The sequence below is a fragment of the Phycisphaerae bacterium genome, from assembly GCA_035384605.1.
Lineage (GTDB): Bacteria > Planctomycetota > Phycisphaerae > UBA1845 > PWPN01 > JAUCQB01.
This window is the reverse complement of record DAOOIV010000199.1, coordinates 1-4,600: the sequence shown is the minus strand read 5'-3', so window position 1 is coordinate 4,600 and position 4,600 is coordinate 1. Positions and strand designations below refer to the sequence as shown.

The following is a 4,600-nucleotide window of genomic DNA, read 5'->3' as shown; positions in this document are numbered from 1 at the left end:
CGGGGGTTGTTCGTCTTGGCGATCATGCCCGGGATCGTCTTGCTCGTCAGGCCGATGTTGAGGACCGTCTCCATCATGCCCGGCATGGACTGGCGTGCGCCCGAACGGCACGACAACAGCAGCGGGTTCTTCGGATCGCCGAACTTCTTGCCCATGGCCTTCTCGACCTGGACCAGGGCATGCTCAACCTGTTTCTTGAGCTCGGGCGGGAACTTTTTGCCGCGGCGATAGTACTCGCTGCACATTTCCGTGGTGATCGTGAAACCGGCCGGGACCGGAAGCCCGAGCAGCGCCATCTCGGCCAGGTTTGCTCCTTTTCCGCCGAGCAGATCCTTCTGGCTGCCATCACCCTCCGCCTTGCCGTTGCCGAACAAGTAGACCCACTTCTTTGCCATGGTGTAAGCTTTCTCCTGGGGTTTGCCCCTGTTATGGTATACGTGTGCGCCAGCACGTCTGCGGTTTGCTGTCACCGGCCTCGGACCCGAACGGGCGTCTGCTCCGACGGCTGGTGGCTGGCCCGCCCGACCCTCCAACACGGCCGGCTCGGGAGCACAAAGGACCAAGAAGAGTACGGACGGACTCGCCTGCTGTCAACAGCACGAGACCCTCCGCCGGTTGCCCATAGGTTTATGGCGTCGCAGGGGGCTTTTTCGGCGGCGGGGTGGGTACCGGAGAACCGTCGAGCATCTGATTCTTGACAAGGGGGTGCAACCGGCAGCTTGTGTGCCGGCGTGCGGTCCAGACGAGGATGCTGAGAAGGCGGAAAAAAGACCGGCCGTCGCTCTCCCCGGGCGGGGGAAAGTTAGGCCGGTTGGACTGACAGAGGGGTGGGTGTTGTGATCGGTTCGGTCCTCTGCCAGCCCTGCTTGGCAAGGAGTGAAGCCTTGTCAGGATGCCTTCGCAAAACGCTCAGCCACGGCCGGCCATTTTACCACGTTCCACCACGCGTCAATATAGTCCGGCCGACGATTCTGGTATTTCAAATAATACGCGTGTTCCCACACGTCAAGACCGAGAATCGGGGTATGCCCCTGCATGAGGGGCGAATCCTGGTTAGCCGTCGAGTAGACCTGCAACTTTCGCTTGTCATCCACAACGAGCCAAGCCCATCCTGAACCGAAACGAGAGGTTGCCGCCTTGTTCAGTGTCTCTTTGAGCTTGGCGAATCCGCCGAAGGTGCTCTGGATGGCCTCCGCCAGCTTACCGGCGGGTTCGCCACCCCCGCCCTTGCCGGGCGGGGCCATGATCGTCCAGAACAAGTCGTGATTCGCGTGCCCACCCCCGTTGTTGATCACCGTCTGGCGTATGTCCGCCGGGACCGCGTCGATCTTGGTCAGCAGGTGCTCGATTGTCTTGGCTGCCAGCTCGGGGTAGGCGGCCAGCGCGCCGTTCAGGTTGTTCACATAGGCCGCGTGATGCTTGCCGTGGTGCAGTCGCATGGTCTGCTCATCAATGTAGGGCTCCAGGGCCGCGAAGTCGTAGGGGAGGTCAGGTAGTACGTGGGCCATCGCTTTTGATCCTTTCGTGGAGTCGTGAGCAGGAGAGGACGGCCGCGACGGGTTGTTTTCCCTATTCCGATGATCTGCCGCGTGGCTATTGCGGGGACCCCAAATGATCGCCCCGCCCAGTGCTCCTGCTTTCAGTATCAGGTCACGGCGTCTCATCTCCGGCTCGACTCCTTTCTGCTGCCAGGAATCCGGCCGCTTCGGCGGCCGCTTCCGAACGTTTGTCACTTGTTCAGCCGGATTCTAGTAGGCCCTCCTGTGCTCGACCACAAGATTTCGCCGGCAAACGCACGTTGCCAAATGGTTGTCGAGAAGAAGATCAGGTGGTCGTTGTGCTCCGAGGGATGCTATTCAGCGGCCCATGGGAACTTGTGCTTGAAGTGCCTGTAGTACAGACCGATGGTCCGCATAGCGACGATCATTCCGTAGAGGCTGATCAGATCTTGTGGGAGTTGAATCACCAGGGGACCGCGGCGGCCCAGAAGCTGCGCTGCTTTGATGTACAGGTTGTCGAACAGCGAAGTGCTCGGCAGGACCCAGACTACTGCGGCAATCAGAAGTGTTCCGCACATGGCCAAGTACGGAGCCGGGGCGCATAAGGCCGTTCGTGCGACAACATGAGGCCACAGCCCGCTGAAGCTGCCCCCGATGGCCACGGCCAGGACGATGATCGGCCAGAAAAGCAATCCGACTGCGGCCAGGATTTGCACCGCCGGCATCTGCGGGGCGCGGACAAAGTGCCAGACAATCAGCTCCAGGGTGCTGCCCGGCTCGATGGTAGCAAGGACATAGATGGCGGCGGGCAGCATCGCCAGTGCCGTGGCGCCCAGGAATTGAAACATCGGCGAGAGCAGGTCAATCGCGCTGCTCATCCACACCGTTTCCGGCAACCGGTCCTCCCCTGCCGCGGTCTCCCGGATGACCTCCATGCAGAACGCCGCGAGGTAGAGGTGCACGACGAGCACCAGGAACGGTCCGGCGATCGGGATCCACCAGCATACGAAAGGGGCAATCCCCAGAATCAGGTAGGTTACCAGGTTCGATGCGTCCAGCGGAAACAGGAACGACTTGAGCAGGTCCTCCCAGAAAGGCACCTCGGGTGCGATGACGCCCGACCGCTCGGCGTCGTGGAGCCGGGCCTCCTCGTGCGGCAGACGCCCGCTGATTCGCGGGATGGACGTTCTGGCCTGCTCCCGGGCAGCCTGCTCGCGATCCAATTCTTGAGAAAGGCTTTTAGAGGCTATAGACTCTATTACGACCGGTTTGTCGCCGGCGGTGCTTTTCTCCTGGCGGGCAAAGTCGGCGAGCCAGCCACCGATGGACGGCTCCTGGTCTTGCGTCGGCGGCGGTTGAGGGGGACTGCCTTCCAGGGGGATGGGTTGGGTGTCCGGATCGTAATCCGGCCGGGGCACCGTGAAGACCGCCCCGCAGGCCTGGCAGCGAGCCTTCCGGCCCGCCGCCGAGACGGGCATCCGGATGTTCGCCCCGCACCGGCATTCATATCTGATGGTCATCGCCGGTTCTCCGTATCGCGGAACAATCCCGTGAAGACGTATGACGCTTCTCCGAACCGGATGTATGTGTCCTCCAGTTGCATCAGACCCCGCAGACAACATTCTGCCGGTGCTCATGAGGCGGGCACCCTATCCGACTCTCTTGTTCGCTGACACTCAGCGAGGTTTTGTTTGGGTATTCTTCTTCTTCAGGTACTCTCCCAGCCAAGGGGCAACCGGTTCCAGGTCGAAGGACCTCCATTCGTTCACGTTGCCGATCTTGAAGAGGCAGACCCCCAGGACCTGCGGATCCTCAAGCAATTGTGAGTCAAACCACTGCAGCCACGCCACGTATTTGTCCGCGTTGCCGCGGGCCTGCCAACCGTCCTTGTTCGGATCGCCGGCCTTGTCCACACCGCCTTCCATCAGGATCATCGGCAGGTCCGCCACGTCGGGATGCGTTTTCTTCAGGTATTCGTACGCCCGGCGGTACCGCAGGCTGTAGTAGCTCTCGCGGTTCACGTTGGTGTCGTACTCAAGGGTGTATCCGTGACAGGCCCATGCACCGCCATGCTTCTTCGCGATCCGCAGCGCCGGCACCATTGCGTTGAGGATCTGCGGCTCGATCGGCAGCCCTCCCACGCCGCTCTGCAGGATGATCGGGCGAAAACCCATCGCGGCGATTCTCGGCGCGGCGTGGGCGATGTACCGGCAATACCATTGCGCCTGTTCCACCGTCTTTGGTTCCCACATGTTCGGCATGAACGAGAGGAAGTCCACCTTGTCCTTGTGCGCCGCCAGCGTACGCAGGTCGCCCTCTTTCTCTTTCGCCCAGTTCGCGTAAACCTGAAGCGGATCACGGTCGATCTTCATCTCTTTCGACTGAGCGCCGACTCCGACCACGATGATCGCCTTGGGATTGGCCTTTTTGAGACGAAGGCCCACGCTGTCGGGTCTGGCGAAGTCGCCGGCGGGGATCTTCATGATCGGGACATTGCCGCCGTCCACCAGGTTCAGCAGATGCGCGGACGGTTGCCCGCCGTCCAGATAGAGCAGGCCGAGTTTCGACCTCGTACCTTTTGCAGACAGCACCCCTCGCTCACCCGTCCCCGCCATCGCGGACGTAAGCATCGAGGCGAACACAATGAACAACATATGCTTTTCAAAACGCAATTGAGGCACCTCCAACATCATGACTGGCTCACAGTCCTAACGAAAACACGTAGACGCTCTGCCCGATTGTGAACCTGATTCTGCGCGGGCCATCCCGGCTCGCAGCGGCTTTGACCCGCGTTCATGCCCTGCCTTCCCTTCATCGAACGTCTCCAGCCTGTGCGGCGAGCGGCTCTGATTGCCACCGAGCATCTCGGCGATCAGATGGCAGTGATTGGGCATCGGGCAGCAGGCGTGTGCCGCCAACCGGAAACGGTTCCACCCGCTACACGGTCCCCAAGAGAAGCGCCCTTTTGGGGGGCCGCAACCCAAACGCACAGTGCTCCGAAAACATGCGCGCAAGCCGCACAGATATCTGGCCGTAAGGTTGTGATGAACCGGCGACGGTTCTCATCGTCGCGAACTCCTGTTCTGCGCTCATTGTCCCGG

At 61.2% G+C, this 4,600-nt stretch carries 4 protein-coding genes; all 4 read right to left on the bottom strand.

What is annotated here, in order from left to right:
- On the bottom strand, positions 1-395 hold a 395-nt coding region (locus tag PLL20_21595), incomplete at its 3' end, for a PEP/pyruvate-binding domain-containing protein (GenBank protein ID HPD32594.1).
- Between the two features lie 492 nt (positions 396-887).
- A complete protein-coding gene (locus tag PLL20_21590; GenBank protein HPD32593.1) occupies positions 888-1,508 on the bottom strand; it encodes a superoxide dismutase in 621 nt (206 codons plus the stop codon).
- A gap of 344 nt (positions 1,509-1,852) precedes the next feature.
- Complete coding sequence (locus tag PLL20_21585; GenBank protein HPD32592.1) at positions 1,853-3,019, bottom strand: hypothetical protein; 1,167 nt, start codon at positions 3,017-3,019, stop codon at positions 1,853-1,855.
- A gap of 156 nt (positions 3,020-3,175) precedes the next feature.
- Positions 3,176-4,192, bottom strand: coding sequence for a hypothetical protein (locus PLL20_21580; GenBank protein HPD32591.1), 1,017 nt, complete (start codon positions 4,190-4,192; stop codon positions 3,176-3,178).
- Between the last annotated feature and the right edge of the window lie 408 nt (positions 4,193-4,600).